Genomic DNA, 26,577 nt, shown 5'->3' on the forward strand with positions numbered 1-26,577 from the left:
CCCTCATTCTGTGTTCATTTCGCGCCGATTGCTCCACGGCCTTGAAAAGGACGCAAGGGGCCCTTAATGATTGCAATATCGCCGGGATGGCCATAAAGCCGGGGCGGTGATGGATCTGGAAGAATGATATGGCACGGCAGGATACCGAACTGAAAGCCCCGGAGCAGGACTTTCCCCTGAAAGAAGCGCGCGAGATCGTCAAGGGTCTGGCGCGGCCAAAGCCCCTCATTTACTGGGTGGATTTTTTGTTCAGCGCCGGGCTTGGCTGGGCAGCCTTCATCTATGCCGTGATCGCCCCCAGCTTTAGCGCCGGGCAGTTTGCTGCTATTTTCATCGCCACCTTTGCCCTTTATCGGGCGGTGATCTTCATTCATGAACTGGCGCATTTAAAGCGCGGCACCTTTAAATTCTTTCGTCTGGCATGGAATATTCTGTGCGGCTTTCCCATGCTGGTGCCGGCCTATACCTATTCCGGCGTGCATACCGATCATCATCTGCGCAAGATTTACGGCACCCATGAAGATGGTGAATATGTGCCCTTTGCCACCGGCTCGGGGCTGAAGCTGATCGGCTATGTTTTGCTGTCGTTCTTTTTGCCGCTTTTATTTGTTGGGCGCTTTCTCATTCTCACCCCGATCAGCTATCTGCTGCCACCATTGCGGCGCTGGCTCTGGGCCCGCGCCTCATCGCTGACCATTGATATGAGCTATGAACGCCCGCCGCCTGCCAAGCGCGATGATAAAAGCTGGGCCTGGCAGGAAGCCGCCACCATGCTCACCGCCATCGGCTTTACCATCCTGTTTATCAACGGGATTTTGCCGCTGGCCGCCCTTGCCATCTGGTATGTGGTGACGGTTCTGGTGTTTTTGTTCAATTCCCTGCGCACCCTATGTGCCCATGCCTATCGCAATCCCGGCGATCAGCCCATGAGCACGGCCGAGGAATTTCTCGATAGCGTGAATGTGCCGGGCAATCCTTTATGGACCCCTTTATGGGCGCCGGTGGGGCTGCGCTATCATGCCACCCATCATCTGTTTCCATCTCTGCCCTATCATGCTCTGGGCGCGGCCCATCGCAAGCTGGTGGCCGAATTGCCCGATAATCGGCTTTATCTGAAGGCCAGCCGCAACAGCATGTTCGATGCCCTGAAACGAATCTGGGCCGAAGCCGAAGCGGCGAAAAAAAACCGCCGCACACCCATCAGCCCGGGGCCTTCTTCTCTCTCTTCATCTGATCCATCGTCATCCACGCCCGTCTGAGGGCTTCGGGATCATCCACATCCCAATGAATGGCGGGATCATTCACCGCCACCTGCAATAGCGCATCGGGCTTGGAGCGAAGCAGCGCCCCCGCGCCATGGTCCCCTTCAAGGCGGCGGAGATCATCAAACATCGCCGCCCCGCACAGCACCGGATTGCCCGCGCCCCCGGCGGCCATCGGCCTTGCGGCGATGATCCCGGCAGTCTGCAACCCGGCCTTCGCCCTACAAAATCCATTATAAACCGCCCGGATGGTGGCGGCCCGCACAAGCGGCATATCCCCCAGATGGATCATCAAACCGGGGCTATGTGCTGGCACAAGGGCCATGGCCGCACGGATCGAGGTGGAAAGCCCCTGCCCATGATCGGGATTATCCACAATCTGCACGGGATAGGCCGCAAGGGCTGCCCGCACGCTTTCGGCTTCATGCCCCACAATCACCCACACCGGGCCAATATCGGCTTCAAGGGCAGCCGCAACGCTATGTGCCAGCACCGGATGCCCGTGCAAATCCGCTAAAAGCTTGTTCGGCCCGCCCATGCGCCGGGACAGGCCCGCCGCCAGAATGGCGCAAGGAATTGGCCAAAGGTTTGGAGGATAATCGGCCATCAGGCGTCTTTTGGCCTTGGCGCGAAAGGAATCGGGTTCTCCGGGCCTGATCGCAGATATTGGGTCATCTGAGCCATGATGGAAATGGCGATTTCCGCCGGTGTTCGCGCCCCGATTGCAAGGCCAACGGGCCCGCATATTCTTAAAAGTGTGTCATTCTTGCCAAAATCAGCAGAAAGTCGTTCCAATCGTGCTTTATGGGTCTTTCGGCTGCCTAGGGAACCGATGTAAAAGACTTTTGAGTCGAGCGCCACCCTGAGCGCCGCATCGTCCAGTTTCGGATCGTGGGTCAGCGTAACCACAGCGGATCGTTCATCGGGGCGCTCGGCCAACAAAGCCTCATCAGGCCAGGCTTCCAAAAGCCGCACATCGCTAAAGCGGGCGCTGGTGGCAAAGGCCCCGCGCGGATCGATCACCGTCACATCATAGCCCACAGCTTTTGCCATGGGGGCCAAAGCCTGGGCGATATGCACGGCACCAATCAGATAAAGCCGCAGGGCGGGTTGCTCGATCTGGAAAAACAGGCGTTCACCATCCTGTTCGATCAGCTGCGACCGGGCTGATTGCAGGGCCTGAACCAGCGCTGCACTGGATAAAAGTGGATCAGGATCGGATGGCGGCCCATCTGCCGGATCAAAGAACCATGATTTTTGCTGCCTGAGATCGATCAGCCGAACAAGACTGCGCCGGGCTTTTTTTGCCGCCAGCAGGGCCTTGGCCGCTTTGAAGCCATCGCTTTTCAGGGATAAAGGCTCGATAAAAATGGCGATCCGCCCGCCGCAGGCCAGCCCCACTTCAAAAGCGGTGGCATCGGCCACCCCGAATTCAACGATTTTCGGCACGCCGCTTTTCATCACATCAAGGGCATCAAGGATCACCGCCCCTTCCACACAGCCCCCCGATACCGAGCCTTCAAACGCTTCGTCATCGCGAATGACAAGCTGGCTACCCACCGGGCGCGGGGCCGATCCCCATGTGGAAATCACCGTCGCCAGTGCCACGCCATGGTCCTGTTCCGCCCAAGCCACCCCATGAACCAGCGGATCATCCGCCCCCCTACCGTGATCCGGCCCGAAATCATGCTGCGCTTTCATGATCTCAAGCCCCATAGGCATAAAGCACGGCCAGGATGAGCAGCAGCAAAACCGAAACCCATATCCAGGAGGACAGCCCCGGGCGCAGCTTTGGCTCCAGCTTTGCTGATGATGGCTGATCTTCGACCGTTTCGGCCTGCGCTGCATCCTCGACGGCACGAGTCTGGGCTTCAAGCGCCTCTGCTTCACGCGCTTGGGCCGCGCGGTCCTCGGTGAGGGCGGAAAAACTGCCGAAAAATCCTTCGGCATATTTTTTGGCAGTGCTATCGATCAGTCGCGCCCCCATCTGCGCCAGCTTGCCGCCAATACTGGCTTCTGCCGACCAATCAAGGCGGGTTTGATCATCCGATAGCGCATGCAAAGCCACATCGGCGCGGCCCCGGGCAAAGCCCGCCGCCCCCTTGCCCTGCCCGATCAGGGTATAAGACAGCGGCGGATTGACATTCTCAAGGCGCACCTCGCCTTTGAATTTTGCCGTAACCGGCCCCACTTTCGCGGTGATCGCTGCAGCCAGTTCATCATCGCTGATGCGTTCCAAAGCCTCGCACCCCGGAATGCATTCGATCAGCAGGGTTTCATCATTCAAGGCATCCCACACAATCGCGCGCGGGGCTTTTATCACCGTTTCGCCGCTCAATTTCATCTCTCGCTCCTAAAAAGCTGAGCCCATCAAGGCAGATTTCGAGTCAGGCTTGAAGGCCCATCAAGCCCGGCTGATGAACACCACCATCCAACCTGATAAAATCACCCGCTATGATTTAAGCGCTTTCTCGCCGATTACAAAGCCTTGGCTTTGCCTTGAGGATTGCAGCATTCTTTTTTCTGGTGATACTATTTGAAGAACAGATAGACGTGATGAGGGAAGCAGAGGATGGCACCTCTTGGGCACAAGCCTTTAAAGGATATCGAGGCATCGGCCGTTACGGTGAGCGGCGTTGTCAAATGGTTTGATGCGATGAAAGGCTTTGGCTTCATCGAAACCGATGATGATAAAGGGGATATTCTGCTGCATTTCTCGGTTTTGCGCGATGTGGGGCGGCGCTCGGTTCCCGAAGGCACCAGCGTTGTCTGCAAGGCTGCAAAACAGGCGCGGGGATGGCAGGCCGTGCGGGTGATCACCCTTGATCTTTCCACGGCCCGATCCCCCGATGATGAACAGATCAACCATCGGGATGGTTTTATCCGGCAATCCCCGGCCCGGCAGATGGATGATCACCCGCCGCCACCGAAATCCACCGATGATCCGGTTGATTGCACGGTCAAATGGTTCAATCGCTTGAAGGGCTATGGCTTTGTTTCGCAAGGTGATGGCTATCAGGATATCTTCGTGCATATGGAAACCGTGCGCCAAGCCGGATTTCTGGAACTTTTTCCCGGCCAAAAGGTGAGAGCCATTCTGGGCCACAGCGAGCGCGGCCCGCTTGTGACCCATATCCTTCCCCCTGCCGATTGAAATCAGCGCCGCAAAGCGCCCAAATGGATCTGAACATGTCCTTTTTTGCCCATCTTCTCCGCTCTTCTCATGCCTTGCCCAAAGCCTTGCAGCCGCGCATTTTTCTGCTTGGTCTTTTGCTGCTTTTGGTGCCTTTGTCTTATGCCAATGCCCAGGAGCCGCAATCCCTGCCCCTTTCGGATCTTTTGATCGAAACCGATCAGGGGCCGGTGCATTTTTCCGTGCAACTGGCCAATGACGAGGAGAAACGCACCATCGGGCTGATGTATCGCCGGGACATGCCCGAAAATGAAGGCATGCTTTTTGATATGGGCATGCCGGTGCGCGCCAGCTTCTGGATGAAAAATACCTTTCTGCCCCTTGATCTGATTTTTATCCGCTCGGATGGGCGGATTGCCAATATCGAGCCGGGCACCCCGCATCAGATCAGCCCGCCGGTGCAGTCTCGCGGCCGGGTTTTAGGCGTTTTGGAGCTTAATCAGGGCACCGCCCAAAAGCTTGGGATCAAGCCCGGCGATCTGGTTCGCCATGCTATTTTTGGCAATATGGAGCCTGAAAGCAAAGCCGACCAACCACAGCCTTGAGATTTTCCAGAGCGATCAGCGCAGATCGCCCCTTGCGCTGGGCTTTGATGCGCCTTATGAACGGCGCTGTCGGGGAGTAGCGCAGCCTGGTAGCGCATCTGCTTTGGGAGCAGAGGGTCGCAGGTTCGAATCCTGTCTCCCCGACCATTCCCCCCCTTAAAAGCCTGTGATCCGGCGCTTGAACATTTCAAGACCTGTGCTAAGATGCGTCAACACAAACGTTTGCGTTCTCACCACAAGGAAGCATTTCAGAAGAAGCGAACACGCATCCATAACATAAAGCATAAGGGACAAATGATGACAGGGGCCAAATCCAGCGATCTGCCGCAGCTTTCCTTCGTCGGAAAAATCACCATCCTGCTGGCGACAGCCGTGGCGCTGCTGTCCACCCCATTGGCGGCCCCCGCCATGACCGGGATCGTTGAAGCCTTTACCGATCAGGCACAGAACGAGCCCTTCGCGCTGGCCATCATGGCCCTTGTGGAAGCTATTTTTGGGGAAACCGGGCCGCGCTTTCTGGTTAAATTCGTGCTGCTTTCGGTGCCCGCTTTGTTCATCATCATCGGGGCGCCGATTACCGGCTGGATCTGCGATCGCTGGGGGCGGAAATCCCTGCTCAATGTCTCTTTGGTGGTATTTGGCATCAGCGGTGTTTCCACCTATTGGGCCGATAGCTTCCTCTTCATGTTCATCGGCCGCGCCATCCTTGGGATTGCCATTGCCGGGATCAAAACATCCACCGTTGCCATGGTTGGCGATTATTTTGTCGGCGAAGAGCGCAAAAAATTTCTGGGCTGGCAGGGTTCGGCGGTCAAATTCGGCGGCCTTGGTTTCATGCTCATCGGTGGCTATCTGGCCGAACTGGATTGGCAATCGCCCTTTTTGGGCTATTTGCTGAGCTTCGTGCTTTTGCCCTTCGTGATTTTCAAAATTACCGAAAGCATGCCCGAAAAAGGCCCCTCCACCATAGCATCCCGCGCCGCCTACAAGCTCGAGGCCATCCCCAAAGGCCCGGCTTTGTTCGTGTTCATTTCCGCCACATTGGCCTCTGCGTTGTTTTTTGTAACGCCCGTGCAATTGCGCTTTTTTTACGAAGATAAATTCGGGCTTTCACCGCTTTATTTCAGCTGGGCCGTGGTTGTGGCCAATGGCATGGGGGCGCTGGTTTCGATCTGGTATAACAAGGTCAAGGCGCGGCTCAATTACACGTCGATCTATGCACTGATCTTTGGCACCATGGGGTTTGGTTATCTGATCCTCACTTTAATGCCAGGCTATTATTCAACTTTGCTCGGCATGTTGATCGCCGGAATTGGATTTGGGCTTTTTATCCCTAATCAAAGCGATTGGATCATGTCCTTTACCGCCCCCAGCCGCCGGGGCATGGCCGTGGGGCTCGTGACCACAGCCATGTTCATGGGGCAGTTTCTCTCTGCCTTGCTGATCGAGCCTTTTGTGGTTGAAAATAATCCCGATGCCGTATGGCAATCTTTGGCCGTCTTTTTGGCTGTGCTCACCGTGATTTACATAATTTTCGGCCTGATCGAAAAGAAGCGCGGAAGCTGGCAGGTCAAAAAACACCCGTCATAGACTTGCCAATCACAGCCTTGCGGTGCGGAGCCGCAAGGCATTGGCGATCACCGAAACCGATGACAGGCTCATGGCCGCTGCCGCCACCATGGGAGAGAGCAAAAATCCAAAAAACGGATAAAGCACCCCCGCCGCCACGGGCACACCCAATCCATTGTAGATGAACGCGAAAAAAAGATTCTGGCGGATATTGCGCATGGTCGCCAAGGCCAATCTTCGGGCCCGCACGATCCCGTTCAGATCGCCCTTTACCAAGGTGATCCCGGCACTTTCGATGGCCACATCAGCGCCGGTGCCCATGGCGATCCCCACATCGGCCTGCGCCAGGGCCGGGGCATCATTCACCCCATCCCCGGCCATGGCCACCCGATGGCCCTGAGCCTGAAAATCCTTGATGATGCGGGCCTTATCTTCCGGCAATACCTCGGCACGAATATCATCGATCCCCAGCTTTCCGGCCACCGCTTTGGCCGTGCGCTGATGATCGCCCGTCGCCATCACGATCCTGAACCCCAGTTCATGCAAGGCGGTAAGGGCTGCGGGCGTGCTTTCTTTCACCGGGTCGGCCACGCGCACCAATCCCGCCACAGCCCCATCGATCACCACAAACATCACGGTTTCGCCCTCATCGCGCCGGGCGTCGGCCCGGGCAGACCAATCACCGGCCTTGAGCCCCAAATCATCGAGCAAAAGAGCCGTGCCCAAGGCAATATCATGATCATCCACCCGGCCTTTCACGCCTTTGCCGGTGATGGCTTCAAAATCCACTGTTTTGGAAAGTTCATGCCCGCGATCCATGGCTCCTTTCACGATAGCTTCGGCCAGCGGATGTTCCGATCCCCGTTCAAGGCTTGCGGCAAAATGTAAAAGATCCTGCTCCTTATAATCGGCCCCGGCCTCGATCCCCACCAGCCTTGGATGGCCTTCGGTCAGCGTGCCGGTTTTATCAAGGATCAGGATATCAACCCTGGCAAAGCGCTCCAGCGCTTCGGCATTGCGGATCAAAACCCCCGCCTCGGCGCCGCGCCCGGTCGCGGTCATGATCGACATCGGGGTGGCCAAACCAAGGGCACAGGGGCAGGCAATGATCAAAACCGCAATCGCCGAAACCAGCGCATAGGCATAAGCCGGGGATGGCCCGAAAACCGCCCATGCCATAAATGCCAAAACAGATGCCCCGATCACCGCAGGCACAAATTTGCCCGCCACCGCATCGGCCAGTTTTTGAATGGGCGCGCGCGACCGCCTCGCATTCGCAACCATCTCAACAATCTGGCTCAGCGTGCTGTCTTCGCCTATTCTTTTAGCCTCGATCACCAGCGCGCCGGTGCCATTGAGGGTCGCCCCCGTGACCGGATCGCCCGCTGTTTTCTCGACCGGCACGGCTTCCCCCGTGATCATCGATTCATCAACCGATGATCGCCCTTCGATCACCACCCCATCGGCGGGCACCTTTTCCCCGGGGCGCACGCGCAGATGATCACCCACGGCCACATCCTCGATGGCGATCATCTCCTCGCGGCCATCCGCACGGATCACCAAAGCCTGTTTGGCGGCCAGATCAAGCAGAGCCGAAAGCGCCGCACCGGTGCGATCCCGCGCCCCCAATTCCAATATCTGCCCCAGCAAAACCAGCACCACGATCACCGCCCCGGCCTCGAAATAAACGCCCACATGGCCATCGGCCCCGCGAAAGCCCGGCGGGAAGACCTCTGGTGCCAATACCGCCACCACGCTGAAGCCCCAGGCCGCCAGCACCCCGATGGCAATCAGGCTGAACATATTGAGATGGCCGGTTTTAAAGGATATCGCCCCGCGCTTGAGGAACACCCAGCCGGAATAAAAAATCACCGGGGTTGCCAGCAGCATTTCAAGCCAAAGGGCAAAGCTCGTGCCCAGCCAATCGCGGATCGGCAGGCCCAGCATCGGCCCCATGGCCAGCAGCAGAACCGGCAAGGTGAGCGCCACCCCCACAAAAAAGCGGCGTTTGAAATCGCGCAGTTCGGGATTATCGGGCTCTTCCCCTGTGGGCAGACCGGATCGTTCCAAAGCCATACCGCAAATGGGGCAGGATCCGGGGGTGGATTGGCGGATTTCAGGATGCATCGGGCAGGTGTAAAGGGCATCTGCGGATGGATCATCCTTGACAGTTTTGGGGGCCTTGTTTGATGCTGGACCGGATGCTGCCGCGCAACAGGCATGATCGGAATGTGGATGCGCTTGTTGGGTCATTTAAAATCCTGAATTCACGATTTTTTTCTGTTCCATGATTAAGATGCAAACAAGGATCGGCAAATTCAAGGCTGACAAGCATCGCCAAGCCATGCTAAGCACAATGAAAGCGTGATGGCCGATCCGCATTTTCATGTTTGCATTTTCATGGATGACGCAAAGCAAATTGACGACATGAGCACAGCAAGACAGCATAAAATGCGCTTGAGCGCTGTGATCGGCTTGCTCTCTATGCTGCTGTCAATCCTTGTTGCGCCTTCAGCCTATGCCTTTTGCTCTATGGAAAGCGGGATGCATTCCGTTGATATGGCGACAGACAGCACTGCATCCCAGGGCCTTCCCGATTGCACAGCCGCGGCGCAAAGCTGCGATATGTCGGCCACCGATTGCGCCCAGCATTGCGCACAAGCCCTGACGGGCATTACCCCCTTGAGCCCACAACAGGCCGATCATCCGATCCCCCAAAGCATTGCCCATCATAGCGGATTTCATCTCATCGGGATGACGATGGCAACCATGCTCCGCCCCCCGCGAACCGCCTGACAATGAACCCATAGGCGCGCCCCGATAAAGGCGGCGCAAAGCCTGTGATCCTCATCAAAATGTCAGACACCCTCTTTGAGGTGCGGTATGCAATCGATCCGTCTCCCCTTCTACCTGCCGGGGCTTTTGAGCGCGTTATTCGCTTTCAGTGCGCCACAGGCTTTAGCCCAAACACAGCCGCTTCATCTTGATGAGGCGGTGATGACAGCACTGCAAATCGATGATCCATCGGTCGTGCTCCATCGCGAACAGGCAAAAGCCCTTGATGATCAATCGGTGGCGCAATCCCAGCTTCCCGATCCGCAGATTTCGGTCAGGATGCAAAATCTTCCCACCAGCTTTGATCCCGATCAGGAAGCCATGACGCAATATCAAACCATGGTGCGGCAAAGCTTTCCGGCTGGTCGCACCCTTGCCCTGCGCCATGATCAAAAACAGGCCGAGGCCCGGGGTGCCAACCTTGCCGCCAGCTTGCGGCAATTGGAAATCATCCGTGATACCCGGCTGGCGTGGCTTGAAATCTTTTATTGGACCCGGGCCCGGGAACGCATTTTAAAAAGCCGGGACGCCGTAACCGATCTGCTGCAATCGAGCGCGGCCAGCTATGGATCGGGTTCGGGAAGCAGCCAAAGCGTGTGGCGCACGGATCTGGAATTGAGCCTCTTGGATGATCGCCTGATCGAAGCCGAACGCAAGCTCGATATGGCCAAAGCCGATCTCGCCCGCGCCATCGGTGCCACAGAGGCAAGCCGCCCTGTGCCGCCCAATCTGCCCCCCTTGAAACACCCCGAGATGATCGATGCGCTGGAAGCCGGCCTGATCAACCATCCGGTGATTTTAGCGGCCGATAGCCAGATTGAAGCACAGGATCATGCCGTGGATCTGGCCCGCCAGCACTATAAGCCCGATTGGTCGGTTGAGGCGGGATATGGTGTGCGCGGCGGCAATCGGGATGATTTCATCAGCGCCGGGATCACCCTTGATATTCCCCTTTTCACAGCTAAGCGACAGGATCGCAGCCTTTCTGCCGCCCGCCATGAGCGACAAGCGGCCCGGCTTTCCCGCGAAGCCCGCCTTCTTGATCTGAAGCAGCTTTTGCAGCGCAGCCATGCCGCCTGGCAAAGGCTGGCCGAGCGCAAGGCCCTGTATCAAAAGGCGGTCATCATCAAGGCCGAGCAAACCGCACAGGCCTCCGCGCTCGCCTATCAGAACGGGCTGGCCGATTTCCCCGAACTGATCCGCGCCCGTTTGGCCGAGCTTGATGCCCAGCTCACTTTGGATCGGCTCAGCATCGATCATCTGCAAGCCCAAGCGCATTTATTGTTTTTTGAAGGCCGCCTGCCATGAGCCTGTATTCCAAGCCTTATTTAATGCCCATCCTGATCACAATCATCATGATGGCTATCCTCGTCTTTTGTTATTTTGCGCCGATCAGTGGCTTTGGGAGCGGTGAAAGAAATCTGGCACGAAGCACCGATTGCCCCTCCGGGCGCGAAGCCCTTTATTGGCAGGCCCCGATGGACCCAGCTTTTCGATCCAGCAAACCGGGCAAATCGCCCATGGGGATGGACCTGATCCCGATCTGCGATGATCCCGCCAATGGCCGCGATCCCACCAGCATTCAGATCGACCCAAGGATGGTGCAAAATCTGGGTATTCGCACGGCACCGGTTGAGGAGGGCCCCATCGCCCGCAGGATCAGCGCCGTGGGGATGCTCACTTATGATGAAAGCACCATCATCAGCATCGATGTGCGCAGCGAAGGCTGGGTGGAAGATTTAAAGGCCAATGAAACAGGCCAGCCTGTCGCCAAAGGGGATCTGTTGTTCCGGCTTTATTCCCGCCCGCTGATCGCCAGCCAGGCCGATTATCTGCAAGCCCTGGATGCGGGCCATCCTATGGTGCGCGATGCCGCCAAAGAACGGCTGTTGTCTTTGGGCATGACCAAAGCCCAGATCGACATGGTGCGGCGCGAGGGCAAGGTGATACCCCATATCGATATTCTGGCACCCCGGGATGGCATTCTTCTCTCTCTCAATATCAGCGAAGGGGCCTTCATCAAGCCGAGCGAGCCCGCCATGCGCATTGCCGGGCTGGAACGGGTCTGGGCCCGGATGGCGGTGCATGAAAGCCGGATCAACTGGGTCAAAAAAGACCAGCAGGCCATCATGACCCTGCCAGCGCAACCGGGTGTGCGCTTATCGGCCAGCGTTGATTATGTGTATCCCGCCATCGACCCCAAAAGCCGCACGGGACAGGTGCGGCTGGTGCTAAACAATCCGGATCAGGCCCTGATGCCGGGGATGTATGCGAGCTTTGAAATCATGGCCGATCCCCAGCCAAACCGCCTTTCCATCCCATCCATGGCCCTTATCCGCACCGGCGATATGGAGCGGGTGATCGTGGCGCTGGGGGAAGGCCGCTTTCGCCCGGTCGAGGTCAGATCAGGGATTTTATCGGGCGATGAGATCGAAATTCTCGAAGGCCTCGCACCCGGAGACCGCGTGGTGACATCGGGGCAATTCCTGCTCGATTCCGAAGCCAGCATCCAAGGCGGGCTGCTGCGTCTTTTGAGCCATGAAGACCAAGGGGCCAGCCGCCATGATTGATTTCATCATCCGCTGGTCGGTCAAAAATCGCTTTGCCATGATCCTGCTTGCCTTATTGCTCACCGGCTGGGGGATCAACAGCCTGATGCGCACCCCCCTCGATGCGATCCCCGATATCTCGGATGTGCAGGTGATCATCAAAACCACCTATGCCGGACAAGCCCCGCAGGTGGTGGAGGATCAGGTGACCTATCCCCTGACCACAGCCATGCTGGCGGTGCCGGGGGCGGTGACGGTGCGGGGCTTTTCCTTTTTCAATGATTCCTTTGTTTATGTGATCTTTGAAGAAGGAACCGATCTTTATTGGGCACGGTCGCGGGTTTTGGAATATCTTTCCCAGGTGGTGCCCAATCTGCCCGACGGCGCACGCCCGGCTTTGGGCCCCGATGCCACAGGGGTTGGCTGGGTTTATCAATATGCCCTGATAGATCGCAGCGGCACCCATGATCTGGCGGCCCTTACCAGCCTGCAGAACTGGTTCTTGAAATTCGAGCTGCAAATGGTTGAGGGCGTGGCCGAAGTGGCCAGCATCGGCGGCATGGTTCGCGAATATCAGGTGGTGGTCGAACCTGATCGTTTGCGGGCGCATCAAATTCCCTTAAGCCGGGTGATCAGCGCCATCCGCCGGGGCAATCAGGAAACCGGCGGGCGGGTGATCGAGATGGCCGAGGCCGATTATATGATCCGGGCATCGGGCTATATCGATGATCTGGATGATCTGCGCGCCATTCCCTTGGGCGTTGATGCGATGGATACGCCCATCACCCTTGCCGATGTGGCCGAAATCCGCTTCGGACCGGATCTGCGGCGCGGCATCGGAGAATTGAATGGCCAAGGCGAAGCGGTGGGCGGTGTGGTGATCATGCGCTTTGGGGAAAACGCCCTTGCCACCATCGATCGGGTGAAAGAGCGGATCAAGGCGCTGGAAGCGGGCCTGCCCGAAGGGGTCGAGATCGTTGAAACCTATGATCGATCGGATCTGATCGATCGGGCGGTAAAAACCCTGGGCACAACGCTGACCGAGGAACTGATCATCGTGGCCCTGATCTGTGCCCTGTTCCTGTTTCATCCCGGATCATCGCTGGTGATCATCATCAGCCTGCCTTTGGGGGTGCTCACCGCTTTCATCCTGATGCATATCCAAGGGATCAACGCCAATATCATGTCACTGGGCGGGATCGCCATTGCCATCGGGGCGATGGTGGATGGAGCCATCGTGATGATCGAAAATTATCACAAACATCTGGATCGTGCCCAGAAAGGCGATCCGCGCTGGCCCATCGTGGCCCATGCCGCGGCCGAGGTAGGACCTTCGATCTTTTTCTCGCTATTGATCATCGCGCTGAGCTTTGCCCCCATTTTCGCCCTTGAAGCGCAGGAAGGGCGGTTGTTTCACCCCCTGGCCTTCACCAAAACCTATGCCATGGCGGCGGCAGCGGGCATTGCCATTACGATCTTGCCGGTTCTGATGGGGCTTTTGGTGCGAAGGCCCTATGGGAAAAAGCGGGATAATCCGGTCAGCCGCGCTGTGATCGCAGGCTATCGGCCGCTTTTGCATTTTGTTTTGCACCACCGAAAAGCAACCCTCGCTTTATGTTTTCTCGCCCTGATCAGCATCCTCATCCCGTTCACCCGCATCGGCAATGAATTCATGCCTGCCCTTGATGAAGGTGATCTTTTATATATGCCCAGTGCTTTTCCCGCAGTTTCAGCCGGGAAAATGGCGCAGATCGTGCAGCAAACCGATAAGCTGATCAAAAGCCTGCCCGAAGTGGCGAGCGTTTATGGCAAGGCGGGGCGGGCCACCAGCGCCACCGATCCCGCCCCCCTTTCGATGATGGAAACCACCATCAGGCTGAAACCGCGATCCGAATGGCGACCGGGATTAAGCATGAAAGACCTGATTGCCGAGCTTGATGCGCGGGTGCAGATACCGGGGCTGGTGAATGTGTGGACCATGCCCATCAAAAATCGCACGGACATGCTGGCAACCGGCATCAAAACCCCGGTGGGCATCAAGATTTCCGGGCCTGATCTTTCGGTCATCGCGGATTTGGGCCAGCGGATCGAAACGGTAATCGCCCCCCTTCCCGGTGTGGCTTCGGTGTTTGCGGATCGGGTGGTTGGCGGGCGCTATGTGGATATGTCCATTGATCGCCAGGCCGCCGCGCGCCATGGGCTCAATATTGCGGATATTCATGATATCGTGCGATCCGCCATCGGTGGGATGACGATTGGCGAAAGCATCGAAGGCCGTGAACGCTATCCGATCAATATCCGCTATCCCCAATCCCTGCGTGATCAGATCGACCATCTGCGCCTGCTGCCCATCCTCACCGCCGATGGCGCGGATATTCCCCTTTCTGCTGTGGCAGATTTGCAAATCACCGATGGCCCGGGGATGATTCGCAGTGAAAATGCCCGGTTGAATGGCTGGGTCACCATCGATATCGCCGATTATGATCTGGGCCAATTCGTGGATGAGGCGAAAAAGGCGGTGGCCCAAAAAATCGATCTGCCCGCGGGCTATGCCCTTAAATGGTCGGGGCAATATGAATATATGGAGCGCGCACAAAAGCGCCTTTTGACCATCATTCCGCTGGTTCTGGCAATCATCGCCTTCCTGCTTTATCTCAATTTCCGGGCTTTCAGTGCTGTGGTGATGATCATGGGCACCCTGCCTTTGGCGCTGGTGGGGGGCTATTGGCTGATGTATGGGCTTGGTTATAAAATGTCGGTGGCATCGGCGGCGGGCTTTATCGCTTTGGCCGGGGTGGCGGTGGAAATCGGCGTTTTGATGATCGTCTATCTGGATCAATCCGTGGCACGGAAAAAGCTTGAAATGAGCGAGTCCGGTAAGATATTTGGCCCCAATGATCTATTGGCGGCGGTCAGCGATGGGGCCTTGCAAAGAATCCGCCCGATTGTGATGACGGTCGCCTCCACCATGATCGGGCTTTTCCCGGTGATGCTGGGGGATGGCACGGGGTCTGAGGTGATGCGCCGGATTGCCGCCCCCATGATCGGCGGGCTTGGCAGTGCCTTGCTGCTGACAACGCTCTTGCTGCCGGTTGTTTATTACGAATGGAAGAAATATCTGATGGAGAGGACAAACTGAGCGAAAAATATGGCTTTGTCCCTTTAATAATTCTATAAGACGATGTGTTTTATAGAGTGTTCTCGTCGTCCTGATTTTTTCTTATGGTCTAAAGAAAGCTACGCTCTAGAATGATTTCGCAAAAAGCCAAATATGCCTTGCGGGCGCTGATCGAATTGGCCCGAGCCAAAGAAGGCGATGCGCAATTGATCACGGATATTGCCTCGCATCAGCGGATCCCCAAAAAATTTCTGGAACAAATCCTGCTCGATCTCAAGCATGATGGCCTTGTTTATAGTCGTCGCGGACGGAATGGCGGCTATGGTCTTTTGAAAGATCCGTGCCACATCACCTTTGGCCAGATCATGCGGATCATCGATGGCCCCATGGCCCCCTTGCCCTGTTTGAGCCGGATGGCCTATCGCCGCTGCGAAGATTGCCATGATGAAACGATCTGCGAAATCCGACGGGTTTTTTCCCGCGCCTATGATCAATCAGCCAAAATTCTCGATAGCACCACCTTGGCCGATGCCCTGATCAACCGCCCGAAAGACCTGCTCACGGATGGCGAAATCGAGAGCGCCGAGCGCGTTACCGCCTAATCGGCGGGCCTTGCAACGTCCACCGCAATAAATCACATAATTAATTGTTTTTTTGTGTTTAGATGTTCTTATGCATCTACATAAAATTTTTTGATTGATAATCTCTATTAATTCTGTAGAGATTTAAAAGTAATCAAAAAACAAGGATCAACTCATGTCTCTTATGCGTCATATTCTCAATCGTGGCTCTGGTCTGGCCTTGGCCATAGGCCTTGCCACAAGCCTGTCCTTGCCCACCCTCAGCACCAGCGCAATGGCCAAAGATGTGACATTGCTCAATGTTTCTTATGATCCTACGCGGGAACTCTATCGCGATTTCAACGCGGCTTTCGCCAAATACTGGAAAGACAAAACCGGAGACGACCTATCGGTGCGGATGTCTCATGGCGGATCGGGTAAACAGGCGAGATCGGTGATCGATGGTCTGCAAGCCGATGTGGTCACTTTGGCTTTAGAAGCCGATATCAATGCCATAGCCGAAAAAACCGGCAAAATCCCTGCCGATTGGCGCGGCCAGCTTCCCAATAACAGCGCCCCTTATACCTCCACCATCGTTTTTCTGGTGCGCAAGGGTAATCCCAAAAATCTCAAAGATTGGGATGATCTGATCAGGCAGGATGTGGCCGTTATCACCCCCAATCCGAAAACATCAGGCGGGGCGCGCTGGAATTTTCTGGCCGCATGGAGTTGGGCTTTGAGGGCCTATGATGGCGATGAAACCAAAGCCCGCGCCTATGTCGGCAAGCTTTATAAAAATGTTCCCGTATTAGATACCGGCGCCCGGGGATCAACCACGACCTTTGTACGCAGAGGCATCGGCGATGTTTTATTGGCCTGGGAAAATGAAGCCTTTCTGGCTTTAGAAGAACTTGGCCCCGATGCCTTTGAAATTATCGTGCCTTCGGTCTCGATCAAGGCCGAACCGCCTGTGACACTGGTGGCTGGCAATGTTGATGAACGGGGCACCCGCACCGAAGGCGAAGCTTATTTGAACTATCTTTACAGCCCCATCGGTCAGCGCTTGGCGGCGAAGCATTATTATCGCCCCTATCAGCCCGAATATGCCGATCCCAAGGATTTAGAACGCTTTCCCGATCTCGATCTCGCGTCCGTTGATGATTTCGGGGGATGGCCCAAAGCCCAACCGCATTTTTTTGGCGAGGGCGGCGTTTTCGACCAAATCTATCAGCCGCAGCGTTAAGCGGCTCCACCCACGAGCAAATGAGATCAATCATGCACAAGCACGTTTCTTCCATCACAAGGACGACCTCCCCCAATCTTCGTCTCGTTGTCAATGCCTCAGCCGCATTGCCTGCCTGTCGTTCGATGATGGGAGAAACGTGCACGGACCGGCTGCAATGGCTTGAGGAGCAGATGTCTGTTGCTCAGGCTCGTCTGGAAAGCCTGCAAAAAGAACGCAAACAGCTTTTGCTGGCACGCTGGCGTGGTCTTGATGCCGATGGCAAAAGCCCGCTCGCCTGATCAATCATAAAATCTGACAAAAAATCTGAAAAAATTGGAAACGCTTATGTTCCCCCATGATCAAACAGGCACGCGTCATGCCCAAAATCCATCCAAGCTGCGGCCTTCGCGCCGCCTGTCCTCTCTGGCGCTGACCACGGCCATCTCTGTACTTGGGGTGTCCTTTGCCTTTGGCGCATTGCCCGCGCAGGCCGAAGATGGAAAGCCCTTTCGGATTGATGAGATTCTCGATACACCGGACTGGCTGACTTTAAGCGGCGAACATCGGGTACGCTATGCAACCTTACACAATCAGTTTCGTGCCAATCTTGATGAGAATGATGAAGCGCTGAGCTTTCGCACCCTTCTGAAGGCCGAAGCCAAATTCGGCAATATCAGTTTTGTTGGTGAAATGCAGGATAGCCGCGCCGCATTGACCGATGAGAACAGTGCGATTTCCCGATCGGATGTCAATACGGTCGAGCTGTTGCAAGGCTATATGAATCTGCGTCTGGATGATGCTGTAACTCCAGGGTCGACACTGGATGTCACCATCGGGCGGCAAACCTTCGATCTGGGCAGCCGCAGATTGGTGGCAAGAAATCGGCACCGCAATGCCATTCAATCCTATACGGGCATCAGATCGCTATGGAAAGGTGCCGATAAATCCGAACTGACAACATTCTTTCTCTTGCCAATCACCACCCGCCCCAGTGATAGCGATAGCGTGAGGCGCAATGCGTCTCAATTTGATGAGGAAGATTTCGATCTGCGCTTTTGGGGCGCATTTTACAAACGTCCTGATGTCTTCTTGGGTGCCAGTGCTGAATTTTATATTTTTGGCCTCAATGAAGATGATGACGAGGAAAGACAGACCCGTAACCGCGAGATTTTCACTCCGGGTTTTAGATTAATTAAAGCGGATAAGCCCGGGCAGTGGGATTTCGACATTGAAAACACCCTGCAATTTGGCACAAGGCGCGCGTCAACAGCGGTGACCGACACCGAAGATCTCGATGTGTTTGCACATTTCCATCATTTCGAGATTGGCTATACATGGAAGGCCCCCTGGTCGCCGCGTCTTGATTTCGAGTTTGATTTTGCCAGCGGTGAAAGCTCCACCACCGATGGTGACGCGAATCGCTTTGATACTCTGTTCGGCCCGCGTCGTTCAGATTTCGGTCCCACTGGTATTTTTGGGATATTGGGGCGCGAAAACCTGATTTCTCCCGGCTTGAGAATATCGGCAAAGCCCAATGCCCGAACCACCGGATTCATTTCCTATCGCGCAAACTGGCTCGATGAAAATAACGACACCTTCGCGCGTTCGGGTGTTCGCGATGCCAGCGGCCAATCCGGCAGCTTTGGCGGCCATCAGATCGAGGGGCGTGTACGCTATTGGTTGCTCAAAGATTCGGTGAGACTTGAAACAGGCGCTGCCTATTTCATTGAAGGCAATTTTTTGAGAAATGCGCCTGCAGCCTCCGGCAATGGCGATCCCCTGTTTTTCTACACCGACATCACTTTACGCTTCTAACAAAAAAATAAATGGGCAGATGGAAAATCCTTGCATAAGGACCGTCTGCCCATCATCATATCTCGACAAAATCAATAGATATTATTGGTTAAAAGAGAACAGCCCTTTAACAAGATGAAAGCCATGCGCATGACTTTATCTGCCGCACAGTCCCAAAGCTGGTTTCGCGCCCCAAGCATCCTGCCCGGCTTTGGCCTGACCATGGGGGTCACGATTTTCTGGCTCGGCTTCATCGTGCTCATTCCATTGGGTGCCCTTCTTTTTAAAAGCGCCTCTTTGGGGTGGACAGAATTTTGGGAAATCGCCTTCAGTTCTCGCACCCTTGGGGCCTTGAAACTCAGCTTTGGCACCGCTTTTGCCGCCGCCATGGTCAATGCCGTAATGGGTTTGTTATTGGCCTTTGTGCTGGTGCGGTATCAGTTTATCGGGAAAAGGATCATTGATGCCGCCATTGATCTGCCCTTCGCCCTGCCAACGGCGGTCGCCGGTATTGCGCTCGCCACATTGTACGGGCCAAATGGCTGGATCGGCAGCCTGCTGGCCCCATTGGGGATCAAGGTCGCCTATACGCCTTTGGGGATTACCATCGCTCTCATCTTCATCGGCCTGCCTTTCGTGGTGCGGACCGTGCAACCGGTTTTGGAAGAAGTTGAAGTCGAACTGGAAGAAGCCGCCGCAACCTTAGGTGCGAACCGTTTTCAAACCATCACAAAAGTCATTCTCCCCACAGTTCTGCCTGCTCTTCTCACCGGCTTCGCCCTCGCCTTGGCGCGCGGCGTGGGGGAATATGGCTCGGTCATCTTCATTGCCGGCAATATCCCTTATGTCAGTGAAATTGCGCCTCTTCTGATCGTGATCAGGCTCGAAGAATTTGACGTGCCCGCTGCCACCGTTGTTGCGGCAACCATGTTGATGATTTCATTCTCCATTCTTTTGCTTATCAATCTCATCCAAACTATTAGCCGGCGGAGATTTGGCCGTGGATAATCCCACCCATTATGATGGCCATCCGGGCGCAAAACTGCGCCGTGGCAGCCTGCAGGAAAGCCGCTTGGTCACCGGGCTTTTGATCGGAACCGCCCTTATTTTTCTGGCGCTCCTGCTTTTTTTACCCCTGATCATCGTTTTTACCGAAGCCCTGCGCGAAGGCTGGGGCCGGTTTTTCGAAGCCTGGGGTGAAGCCGATGCCATCGCAGCCATGAAACTGACTGTGCTGGTCGCAGCCATTTCGGTTCCCCTTAATATGGTGTTCGGGGTGTGCGCGGCATGGGCCATTGCCAAATTTGAATTCAAGGGCAAAAGCCTGCTCACCACCTTGATCGATCTGCCTTTTTCCGTCTCTCCGGTGATTTCGGGCCTGATCTATATCCTGCTGTTCGGGGCTCAGGGGCTTTTGGGTCCATGGCTGCATCGGCATGGGATCGAGATTATTTTTGCTGTTCCGGGTATCGTTCTGGCCACCATCTTTGTCACCTTTCCTTTCGTGGCGCGGGAATTGATCCCCCTGATGCAGGAACAGGGCACCGAAGAAGAAGAAGCGGCGATTTCCCTTGGTGCCGGGGGCTGGCAAAGCTTTTGGCTTGTCACCCTGCCCAATATCAAATGGGGCCTGCTTTATGGCGTTTTGCTGTGCAATGCCCGCGCCATGGGGGAATTTGGCGCGGTTTCCGTTGTTTCCGGCCATATTCGGGGGCTGACCAACACCCTGCCCCTCCATGTGGAGATTCTTTATAACGAATATAATTTCATGGCGGCCTTCGCCATTGCCTCTTTGCTTGCCTTGCTGGCGCTTGTCACTTTGGGGCTGAAAACAGCCTTGGAATGGCGGCATGGGGCCGAACTGGCTGCCAATAAAACTCATTAGGAAGCCGATATGGATGTCAGCATCAAAAATATTCGCAAGGAATTTCAGGGTGCCATTGCCTTGAAGGATGTCAGCCTCGATATCCGCTCGGGAGAATTGATCGCCCTTTTGGGGCCATCGGGCTCGGGCAAAACCACCCTGCTCAGATTGATCGCCGGGCTGGAATTTTCCACCCGTGGTTCGATTTATTTCGGGGGCGAGGATGCCAGCGCCAAAAGCGTGCGGGATCGCCATATTGGTTTTGTTTTTCAGCATTATGCACTGTTCAAACATATGACCGTGTTTGACAATATCGCCTTTGGCCTCAAGGTTCGGAAAAAAGCGGTGCGGCCCGATAAGATGCTGATCGCGAAAAAGGTTTATGAATTGCTTGAACTGGTGCAATTGCAGGGCCTTGAAAAGCGCTATCCATCCCAGCTTTCCGGCGGTCAGCGACAGCGTGTGGCCCTGGCCCGGGCGCTTGCCATCGATCCCACGGTTTTATTACTCGATGAACCGTTCGGGGCTTTGGATGCACAGGTCAGGAAGGATCTGCGGCGTTGGCTTCGCGCCCTTCATGCCCAAACCAAACACACCACGGTTTTTGTCACCCATGATCAGGAAGAAGCTTTGGAACTGGCTGATCGCGTGGTGGTGATGAGCGCGGGGGCCATCGAGCAGGTGGGTACCCCCAATGAGGTTTATGATCATCCGGCCACGCCTTTTGTTTATGAATTTCTCGGCTCGGCGAATGTTCTGCCCGTTCATGTGCGCGATGGGCACATTCGCCTCGAGGGCTTTGAAACCACCATCGCCACCCATCATCCCAATGGATCGCATCAAACGCTGGTTGACGGGCGCGGCGAGCTTTTTGTCCGCCCCCATGATTTTGAGCTTTGCGATGAACGCCATCATGCCATTCCCGGTATCATTCGGATGATCCGCTCTTTCTCAGGGATGACCCGATTGGAAATTGCGGTGACCGGGCTGGAGCGGCTGATAACTGTCGAAATGCAACGCAATCATGCCAAAGAAAGCGCAGCCTTGGCTGTGGGGGCGCGCATTCTGATCCGTCCGCGCCAATTCGGGCTTTTCCCCAGCCGCAGTGATTCCGCAGCCAAAAGCGCTGAAATCAGCCAGATCCATCCGCATCTCAGGGTGATCCAGGATGGTGCAGGCTGAACCCATGAACGCGCGCATGAGGATCGAAATATAATTGATGGAGGCTTGATGACCTATCCGCCAATAAAGGATATGAAGGATGGACGCAATCCCCGCTATGCCATCATCGGCGGTGGTCTGACTGGCATTGCCACGGCGATTGCCTGCCTCAAACATATCGAAAATCCGGCTGAACTCTGGCTTTTCGAGCCAAGCGGCTGTGTCAGTGGGGGCATTGCTTATGGTGAAGCGGCTCCCTATCATCTGCTCAATATCCGCGCTCATGAAGTCTCGGTGATCCCCGATCAGCCCGATGATTTTCTCGTCTGGTGTTTGGGGCGCCTGGGATGCGGCCATGAAGAAAGCGATCTGAAGACGGAACTCAGCCATCGCTTCCTGCCACGAAAATTGCTGCGTGATTATCTCGAAGATCGGCTCAATGAAGCGCGCCTGGAAAATCCCCATGTCAATATTTTATATGTGAACCAATCTGTTGATGCCATTCATCCTGATGCTGAAGGCTATCATCTTGATGTTGCCGATGGTGATGGCCTGTCTGTTGATAAGGTTATGCTGGCTGCGGGCTATCATCGCCCGCTCAGCCGCCATCGCAAAGGACTGCTGGGCCCTTATGATCGGATCACCAAAGATATGGCCGCAGAAGCCCAATCAGCCCTGCTTTTAGGCACCGGGCTTTCCATGGTTGATGCTTATCTGTCCTTGCGCGAGGCGGGTTATGAGGGTGTAGTCACAGCCTTATCGCGCCGGGCTCTGATGCCCCAACCCCATGAGCCGGTTTGCGCCCCGGATTATAAGCTGCCTAATCTCAAGGGCCTGAGCATCAATCAAGTGACTCGCCTTGTTCGCACCGAGGCCCGCCGCCTGCAGGATTCAGGCTATGGCGAACAGGCTATTTTCCGCAGTCTGCGCAAACAGGCCAGAATCTTATGGCAAAATATTGATATTAAACAACAAAAAAGATTTTTGCGGCATATCAAACCCTATTGGGACAGCTTCCGCCATCGGATGCCCACGCATCTGCGCAAGCGCTTATTGAAAGATATGGAAAAAGGCAACCTTCGGATCGAACGCGGCCGCATCACCGGGCTCGACCCCGAAAAAGGCAGTGTTTCCTTTCGCCGCAAAGGGGCGCAGCCCGACCAGAAAGATGAACAACTGCAATCGGATATTATCATTGATTGCCGAGGCCATCGCCCGAATATTGCGCATAGTGCGGTCCAAACGCTCATCAATCAGGAACTCGCCTTTATCGATGATCATCATCTGGGATTGAAAGTGAATCAGCGCGGCGCGATCATCAAGGCCGATGGCACAGCATCAAAGGATCTCTTTGCCCTTGGTCCTTTGGGCCTTGGCAGCCTGTTTGAAATCAGCGGAATCCCTGAAATTATCTCTCAAGTCGATCAAACCGCCCGGTTTTTAGCGGCAAAATAAATGCTATCATGGTTTGATCGATCGCTATGGCAAAACGGCCCCGGGTGATCCGGGGCCGCTTTTACCTGGTTATTGGGAAATGATCTAGAAGCGCATCGTGGCGTTCATGAAGAATGTACGCCCAAGCAGATCAAAACCCGATGAGGTCACAGCATTATTGCGATTGGGGCCTTCGCTTTCATCAATCAGGGGTGGCGATTGATCGGTGACATTATTAACACCCACTGTGAGCACAAATTTGCTGTAATCGGCAGACAGCGAGATATCATTATAAAGGCGCCGATCCGCAATTTCGTCATCACGGGTGAGGATGCTTCCGGCCAAATCAGGATTATCGAGGAAATTTTCCACCGGATCCTGAATATCCTCGTCAAATTCCGTTTGGCCAATATAGCGCGATTGCCAAAGCAGTTGATACCGATCCCACAGTAGTGAAACTGTAGAATTAAACTGCCATTCCGGATTGCCGATACGACCGGCATTATCCACCAGATCATCACGGGTAAAGGTTAGGCGGTTGGTTTCGATCAGATAATTCCCCCCAAAAGCCCAAGTGAAATCAAGGGGTTTACCCAAAACATCATCGAAAACCTTGTGGAATCGTGAGGTCAGATCCACACCCGTTGTGGTTTCAAGGCCCACATTGATGAAAGACGCATCAACGAGTGAAATCGAATTATTCCCCCGATTACCGGTATCCGCACGGGTCACCCGATCACAGAAAGGACTGGCGAGATTGGGATCATCAAGGAAGCACCGGGCAACGATGACGCCGGCATCAAGTTCAGACACCGTATTTTTGATCTCGATATCATAATAAGTGGCTGCGATATCCCAATCAAAGCTTTTGAACCATGGCTGGCTGAATTGCACCGTTCCCGTGACCGAGGTTGACGTTTCCGCAACGAGATCATCAGCCCCCCCAACCGTGACAGGAATGGTGACAACACCTGTTTCACCAAGCGATGTGGTATCGGCACCGCTCAATTCACAATTGTTGATCAGAATTTCCGTCGTCGGGTCATTGGGATCGAGGGTGATGATATTCTGAGCCCGGCATGGATCAATGGCACCGGAAACCCCCTGCCCCTGATCAGCCAGGAATTGTTCGCGCAAATTGGGCGCGCGGAAGGATGTGCTGCGCGAACCGATGAAGGTGATATAATCGATCGGCCGATAAATCGCCATCAGCCGCCATGTTACTTCCGAGCCGAAATTTTCTTCTTCGGTATAACGCAGGGCCCCATCAATCTGGAACAGATTAACCAAGGGCTTATTGGTGACCAAAGGCGCTGAAAATTCGCCATAAACATCATAGATCCAGCGCTGGCCAATGGTTTGACCTTCCTGCAGCGGATTTTCCGCAGCATTAAGGCCATTCGTGCCCACGATACCATTTTGGGAATTGATTGTATCCTTGCGCCATTCAAGACCAAAGGCGGTTCCGATAGTATCCCCCCACGGGCTTTCCATCACATCCCCAGTCACGAAAAGCTGAGCATTATATTGCTGTGTGATCGTGCGATTGCTGCGCAGGCCAAAGAGAAAATCACGTTCTTCCTGGCTAGAAAAGCGACCATCCCCATCTTCAAAGACCGATGGAGCAAAGAAATTCACCGGCACACATTGATTGGGGGTAAGGAACCCATTGGCATTTTCCCGCAAAGCCACGCCGCAAATGGGATTGCCATCCGCATCCAATCGAAGCGTTTGCTGCGACAGGATCAGATTGGGCTCAAACAGAATAGTTTGGGTTTGGTTGCCCGTGCCACGGTCATAGGCAAAGAAAGCATCATAGGTCCAATTTCTTTCTTTGAACCAATCTGCGCCCACATCGCCCCGGAAGCCCGCAACACCGCGAAATTGTTGAACATTCACATTAAATTCTTGCGGTAAGTCATCCAAAGTGATGATGGGCGCAATCGCAACCGGGAAGGGATTGAGCGGATTATCCGCAAGAACCGGATTGCCATCGGCATCCACGATGATATTCCCATTGGCATCTTCTTGTGGGATCAGCGCCGGGATATCGGGAAAGATCTGTTCTTTTGCAGCAATCACATCATTACGACGGTTGAAATAATAACCTTCATAATAAAATTCTTCGTTATTGCCCCAATCCATATTCAAATGGCCGTTCAGCACCAGCGAAAAACGCTCGACTGGCCGCACCAGATCGGCTTGACGTCGTTCGTCCTGATCATTGAAAAAATCAAGAAAGGGAAAAACCGAACCGGCATCGGGGTCTTCACCGGGAAAGGCACCAATTTGTGGATCAGGAGCCGGAGGCAGTGCAAAGCCAGACGAGAAATTCGGCACGCCAATATCTGATTGACCGGGGGTATAGAAAAAGAATGAGGAATCAAACCCTGTCAGCCCATCGGCTCCAGCCCCGGGAAAGGGCGTTCCGGGCTCCAATCCGGGCAGGAAATCATTGCCCACCACAACGATATTATCGAAAAATCCGCTGCGGCAGGGATCAAAGCGCTGCCCATCTTCGGAAACTTCGATATCGCGCTGGCACTCAGAAAATTTCCGATTTCCCGTGGCAACATTCTCTTGCCTGAAATACTCAAAACCCAAAGTGATATTGCCGCGTTCACTGGAAATCCCACTGACCAATGATGTCTGATAGATTTCGCCGCCACCCGCTTCAGGAAGCTCGACATTACCAAAAATCTCCAGCCCTTCCACATCCGAACGCAAGCGCACATTAACGACCCCGGCAACGGCATCCGCCCCATAAATCGTGGAATAACCACCGGTCAAAAGATCAACACCTTCAACCATGCCCAAAGGAATGAGGCCAATATCAGGCTGTGCCGGTGCGCCGCGCGCCCCTGCCGTGCCAAGCCGGCGACCATTAACCAGCACCAATGTGCGTTCCGGCCCCAAGCCGCGCAAATCGATATTGGATGAGCCGATCCCCCCATCGGGTGGGGCTTCCGTGGCATTGGAATTGCCCGCATTCGTATTCAGGGTGCCATCGATCTGCTGACCAGACGACACGGTGGAGCGTTGCAGCATTTCGGTCAGTGAACTCACCCCAAGCTTGCGATTTTCCGATGCATCGAGCACCTGAATAGGGGTTGTTGCCGAAAAAGCATCGCGGCGGATACGCGAGCCAGTGATAACGATCTGCTCGACCTCGCCCGAAGCATTTTCATCCTCATCATTAGAAGCATCGGCCTCTTGTGCCTGTGCGCCAACCGCTCCGGTCACAGCCATCAGTGCCATGGCAGCAGAGCCCAAAAGAAGCCGCCGCCAATCAGCATGCACTGTCTTTGTCATAATATTCTCCCTATTAAGATTATACTTTTCGATTGAGTGCCAAATAGCCTGACACTGTTTCCGATTATATTTAACGTTTTAGAAAGGTAAATAAGAGCCTGACCAATCAGTAAAATTACAAATTTATGATGCTATTTTGCCACAGCGTAAAATCCC

General features: G+C 54.9%; 21 protein-coding genes and 1 tRNA gene. 17 read left to right on the forward strand and 5 right to left on the reverse strand.

The window, feature by feature from the left end; genetic code table 11:
• Window positions 1–128 precede the first annotated feature (128 nt).
• Window positions 129–1,259 (forward strand): fatty acid desaturase family protein, encoded by a 1,131-nt coding sequence (locus AQ1_RS04375; protein ID WP_042084680.1) that lies wholly within the window; start codon window positions 129–131, stop codon window positions 1,257–1,259.
• On the opposite strand, the gene AQ1_RS04380 is transcribed toward AQ1_RS04375, so the two are convergent.
• Genes AQ1_RS04380 through AQ1_RS04390 form a run of 3 tightly spaced genes read right to left on the reverse strand, consistent with a single transcriptional unit; the run spans window position 1,201 to window position 3,606 of the window.
• A complete protein-coding gene (locus tag AQ1_RS04380; RefSeq protein WP_042084682.1) occupies window positions 1,201–1,869 on the reverse strand; it encodes a nucleotidyltransferase family protein in 669 nt (222 codons plus the stop codon). The genes AQ1_RS04375 and AQ1_RS04380 overlap by 59 nt on opposite strands.
• Entirely contained in the window at window positions 1,869–2,963 is a 1,095-nt protein-coding gene (locus AQ1_RS04385) for an XdhC family protein (RefSeq protein ID WP_081837088.1), read from the reverse strand. The genes AQ1_RS04380 and AQ1_RS04385 overlap by 1 nt, the downstream gene beginning before the upstream one ends.
• A 4-nt stretch (window positions 2,964–2,967) precedes the next feature.
• Complete coding sequence (locus tag AQ1_RS04390) at window positions 2,968–3,606, reverse strand: SRPBCC family protein (protein WP_042084683.1); 639 nt, start codon at window positions 3,604–3,606, stop codon at window positions 2,968–2,970.
• 228 nt (window positions 3,607–3,834) lie between these two features.
• On the opposite strand from AQ1_RS04390, the gene AQ1_RS04395 reads away from it, so the two are divergent.
• From AQ1_RS04395 to AQ1_RS04410, 4 genes are all read left to right on the forward strand, one after another.
• Window positions 3,835–4,416, forward strand: a complete 582-nt coding sequence (locus AQ1_RS04395; RefSeq protein ID WP_042084685.1) for a cold-shock protein — start codon at window positions 3,835–3,837, stop codon at window positions 4,414–4,416.
• A gap of 35 nt (window positions 4,417–4,451) precedes the next feature.
• The gene (locus tag AQ1_RS04400) at window positions 4,452–5,000 is read left to right on the forward strand and encodes a DUF192 domain-containing protein (RefSeq protein ID WP_042084807.1); all 549 of its coding nucleotides are present in this window, start codon (window positions 4,452–4,454) and stop codon (window positions 4,998–5,000) included.
• Between the two features lie 70 nt (window positions 5,001–5,070).
• Window positions 5,071–5,147 (forward strand) — tRNA-Pro (locus tag AQ1_RS04405).
• Between the two features lie 150 nt (window positions 5,148–5,297).
• Window positions 5,298–6,590 carry an MFS transporter gene (locus AQ1_RS04410; RefSeq protein WP_161760421.1) on the forward strand — a complete coding sequence of 431 codons (1,293 nt, stop codon included), beginning with the start codon at window positions 5,298–5,300 and terminating at the stop codon, window positions 6,588–6,590.
• Between the two features lie 9 nt (window positions 6,591–6,599).
• On the opposite strand, the gene AQ1_RS04415 is transcribed toward AQ1_RS04410, so the two are convergent.
• The gene (locus AQ1_RS04415; RefSeq protein ID WP_081837076.1) at window positions 6,600–8,822 is read right to left on the reverse strand and encodes a copper-transporting P-type ATPase; all 2,223 of its coding nucleotides are present in this window, start codon (window positions 8,820–8,822) and stop codon (window positions 6,600–6,602) included.
• 174 nt (window positions 8,823–8,996) lie between these two features.
• Between AQ1_RS04415 and AQ1_RS04420 the strand changes: the two genes are divergently transcribed.
• The 12 genes from AQ1_RS04420 to AQ1_RS04470 all read left to right on the forward strand — a co-directional run bounded on the left by AQ1_RS04420 (window position 8,997) and on the right by AQ1_RS04470 (window position 23,130).
• The gene (locus AQ1_RS04420) at window positions 8,997–9,365 is read left to right on the forward strand and encodes a hypothetical protein (RefSeq protein ID WP_152550387.1); all 369 of its coding nucleotides are present in this window, start codon (window positions 8,997–8,999) and stop codon (window positions 9,363–9,365) included.
• A 201-nt stretch (window positions 9,366–9,566) separates the two neighbouring features.
• Window positions 9,567–10,712 carry a TolC family protein gene (locus tag AQ1_RS04425; RefSeq protein ID WP_161760422.1) on the forward strand — a complete coding sequence of 382 codons (1,146 nt, stop codon included), beginning with the start codon at window positions 9,567–9,569 and terminating at the stop codon, window positions 10,710–10,712.
• Window positions 10,709–11,974 (forward strand): efflux RND transporter periplasmic adaptor subunit, encoded by a 1,266-nt coding sequence (locus tag AQ1_RS04430; protein ID WP_052370937.1) that lies wholly within the window; start codon window positions 10,709–10,711, stop codon window positions 11,972–11,974. The genes AQ1_RS04425 and AQ1_RS04430 overlap by 4 nt, the downstream gene beginning before the upstream one ends.
• A complete protein-coding gene (locus AQ1_RS04435) occupies window positions 11,967–15,092 on the forward strand; it encodes an efflux RND transporter permease subunit (RefSeq protein WP_042084691.1) in 3,126 nt (1,041 codons plus the stop codon). The genes AQ1_RS04430 and AQ1_RS04435 overlap by 8 nt, the downstream gene beginning before the upstream one ends.
• Before the next feature lie 110 nt (window positions 15,093–15,202).
• Complete coding sequence (locus AQ1_RS04440) at window positions 15,203–15,673, forward strand: RrF2 family transcriptional regulator (protein ID WP_042084693.1); 471 nt, start codon at window positions 15,203–15,205, stop codon at window positions 15,671–15,673.
• A gap of 154 nt (window positions 15,674–15,827) precedes the next feature.
• A complete protein-coding gene (locus tag AQ1_RS04445) occupies window positions 15,828–16,874 on the forward strand; it encodes a sulfate ABC transporter substrate-binding protein (RefSeq protein WP_313979586.1) in 1,047 nt (348 codons plus the stop codon).
• Between the two features lie 32 nt (window positions 16,875–16,906).
• Window positions 16,907–17,155, forward strand: a complete 249-nt coding sequence (locus tag AQ1_RS15070; RefSeq protein ID WP_150006904.1) for a hypothetical protein — start codon at window positions 16,907–16,909, stop codon at window positions 17,153–17,155.
• A 46-nt stretch (window positions 17,156–17,201) separates the two neighbouring features.
• The gene (locus AQ1_RS04450) at window positions 17,202–18,671 is read left to right on the forward strand and encodes an alginate export family protein (protein WP_052370939.1); all 1,470 of its coding nucleotides are present in this window, start codon (window positions 17,202–17,204) and stop codon (window positions 18,669–18,671) included.
• A gap of 129 nt (window positions 18,672–18,800) precedes the next feature.
• A complete protein-coding gene (gene cysT, locus AQ1_RS04455; protein ID WP_042084813.1) occupies window positions 18,801–19,658 on the forward strand; it encodes a sulfate ABC transporter permease subunit CysT in 858 nt (285 codons plus the stop codon).
• Between the two features lie 49 nt (window positions 19,659–19,707).
• The gene (gene cysW, locus AQ1_RS04460) at window positions 19,708–20,535 is read left to right on the forward strand and encodes a sulfate ABC transporter permease subunit CysW (RefSeq protein WP_390624380.1); all 828 of its coding nucleotides are present in this window, start codon (window positions 19,708–19,710) and stop codon (window positions 20,533–20,535) included.
• A gap of 9 nt (window positions 20,536–20,544) precedes the next feature.
• On the forward strand, window positions 20,545–21,696 hold the full coding sequence (locus AQ1_RS04465; protein WP_042084697.1) for a sulfate/molybdate ABC transporter ATP-binding protein: 1,152 nt from the start codon (window positions 20,545–20,547) through the stop codon (window positions 21,694–21,696).
• Window positions 21,697–21,744: 48 nt separating this feature from the next.
• Window positions 21,745–23,130 (forward strand): FAD/NAD(P)-binding protein, encoded by a 1,386-nt coding sequence (locus tag AQ1_RS04470; RefSeq protein WP_081837077.1) that lies wholly within the window; start codon window positions 21,745–21,747, stop codon window positions 23,128–23,130.
• Window positions 23,131–23,214: 84 nt separating this feature from the next.
• Here the strand turns inward: AQ1_RS04470 and AQ1_RS04475 are convergent, their stop codons facing one another.
• A complete protein-coding gene (locus AQ1_RS04475) occupies window positions 23,215–26,421 on the reverse strand; it encodes a TonB-dependent receptor (RefSeq protein WP_042084701.1) in 3,207 nt (1,068 codons plus the stop codon).
• Between the last annotated feature and the right edge of the window lie 156 nt (window positions 26,422–26,577).

Source organism: Iodidimonas nitroreducens (genome assembly GCA_000710935.1).
Lineage (GTDB): Bacteria > Pseudomonadota > Alphaproteobacteria > Sphingomonadales > Rhodothalassiaceae > Iodidimonas > Iodidimonas nitroreducens.

Coding starts and splice junctions, on each gene's coding strand:
- AQ1_RS04390 (WP_042084683.1), bottom strand. CDS start 3,606: ATGAAATTGAGCGGCGAAACGGTGATAAAAGCCCCGCGCGCGATTGTG.
- AQ1_RS15070 (WP_150006904.1), top strand. CDS start 16,907: ATGCACAAGCACGTTTCTTCCATCACAAGGACGACCTCCCCCAATCTT.
- AQ1_RS04450 (WP_052370939.1), top strand. CDS start 17,202: ATGTTCCCCCATGATCAAACAGGCACGCGTCATGCCCAAAATCCATCC.
- AQ1_RS04420 (WP_152550387.1), top strand. CDS start 8,997: ATGAGCACAGCAAGACAGCATAAAATGCGCTTGAGCGCTGTGATCGGC.
- AQ1_RS04465 (WP_042084697.1), top strand. CDS start 20,545: ATGGATGTCAGCATCAAAAATATTCGCAAGGAATTTCAGGGTGCCATT.
- AQ1_RS04400 (WP_042084807.1), top strand. CDS start 4,452: ATGTCCTTTTTTGCCCATCTTCTCCGCTCTTCTCATGCCTTGCCCAAA.
- AQ1_RS04425 (WP_161760422.1), top strand. CDS start 9,567: ATGACAGCACTGCAAATCGATGATCCATCGGTCGTGCTCCATCGCGAA.
- AQ1_RS04445 (WP_313979586.1), top strand. CDS start 15,828: ATGTCTCTTATGCGTCATATTCTCAATCGTGGCTCTGGTCTGGCCTTG.
- AQ1_RS04375 (WP_042084680.1), top strand. CDS start 129: ATGGCACGGCAGGATACCGAACTGAAAGCCCCGGAGCAGGACTTTCCC.
- AQ1_RS04415 (WP_081837076.1), bottom strand. CDS start 8,822: ATGACCCAACAAGCGCATCCACATTCCGATCATGCCTGTTGCGCGGCA.
- AQ1_RS04440 (WP_042084693.1), top strand. CDS start 15,203: ATGATTTCGCAAAAAGCCAAATATGCCTTGCGGGCGCTGATCGAATTG.
- AQ1_RS04475 (WP_042084701.1), bottom strand. CDS start 26,421: ATGACAAAGACAGTGCATGCTGATTGGCGGCGGCTTCTTTTGGGCTCT.
- AQ1_RS04430 (WP_052370937.1), top strand. CDS start 10,709: ATGAGCCTGTATTCCAAGCCTTATTTAATGCCCATCCTGATCACAATC.
- AQ1_RS04385 (WP_081837088.1), bottom strand. CDS start 2,963: ATGAAAGCGCAGCATGATTTCGGGCCGGATCACGGTAGGGGGGCGGAT.
- AQ1_RS04470 (WP_081837077.1), top strand. CDS start 21,745: ATGACCTATCCGCCAATAAAGGATATGAAGGATGGACGCAATCCCCGC.
- cysT (WP_042084813.1), top strand. CDS start 18,801: ATGACTTTATCTGCCGCACAGTCCCAAAGCTGGTTTCGCGCCCCAAGC.
- AQ1_RS04380 (WP_042084682.1), bottom strand. CDS start 1,869: ATGGCCGATTATCCTCCAAACCTTTGGCCAATTCCTTGCGCCATTCTG.
- AQ1_RS04410 (WP_161760421.1), top strand. CDS start 5,298: ATGACAGGGGCCAAATCCAGCGATCTGCCGCAGCTTTCCTTCGTCGGA.
- AQ1_RS04395 (WP_042084685.1), top strand. CDS start 3,835: ATGGCACCTCTTGGGCACAAGCCTTTAAAGGATATCGAGGCATCGGCC.
- AQ1_RS04435 (WP_042084691.1), top strand. CDS start 11,967: ATGATTGATTTCATCATCCGCTGGTCGGTCAAAAATCGCTTTGCCATG.